We start from the raw sequence: 905 nt of genomic DNA, 5'->3' as shown, positions 1-905 counted from the left end.
ACCGCCTGGTCATATAATTTGTTCATATTGATGATGTTTATGATTAAATGTTGAACACGGCAATTCAAAAGGAATGCCCCAGTCATAAATCATCAAAAAAATGCAGTTAATTAGCTTAAATAAGCGATAAAATATTTTTCAGGTCTTGAATGAATAAAATTTACCATATCAAAATGGTATGATTAATTTCATTTTGAAGAACTGGGAGTTTCTAAATTTTATATTCTTCAATTTTTCGATATAATGTAGTAAGTCCTATCCCCAATAAGCGGGCAGTCTCTGTCTTATTTCCTTTGGTATATGTTAGTACTTTAAGAATATGCTGTTTCTCAACCTGCTCCATTTTCATTGGATCTGTCTCCCCTACCTGTTGCTCTAAAGCGTGAAACTCATAAGGTAGCAGATTCGCTGTAACTGAGTTCCCGTCGGCAAGAATAACGACACGCTCAATTACGTTTTTTAGCTCTCTGATGTTCCCCTTCCAGTTGTGCTTAAGGAGTAGTTCAGCAAAATCATCCCCCATTAAAAGCTCCTGCTTGTTTACTTTATTCGCAAATTCTTTTAAATAATGTTTGGCGATTAGTAAAATATCTGATTTCCGTTGAGATAAAGGTGGAAGTTCAATAGAAAATACGGAAAGGCGGTAATAAAGATCTAATCTGAACTTCCCACTTTCTGCTTCCGTTTTTAAGTCTCTGTTGGTGGCAGCAATAATGCGGACATTCACTTTACTTGTTTGGGTATCTCCTACCTTTATAAAGGTTTGATTTTCCAATACGCGAAGCAATTTTGCTTGCAAATCCAGGTTCATCTCTCCAATCTCATCCAGAAACAAAGTTCCTTCATTTGCTTCTTCCAGCAAACCTTTTTTATCTCTTACTGCTCCAGTAAATGCACCTTCTTTA

Annotated in this window: 1 protein-coding gene; it reads right to left on the bottom strand. The window is 35.9% G+C overall.

Annotated features, from left to right (window positions below; genetic code table 11):
• Window positions 1-211 precede the first annotated feature (211 nt).
• Window positions 212-905 (bottom strand): sigma 54-interacting transcriptional regulator (locus AC1DG9_RS27380; protein WP_477635738.1); only part of this gene is annotated, 694 nt, incomplete at its 5' end.

The sequence above is a fragment of the Pedobacter sp. 05L430 genome (assembly GCF_056397585.1).
Note: the sequence above shows the minus strand (reverse complement) of the source record. Positions and strands in the feature narration are given on the sequence as shown.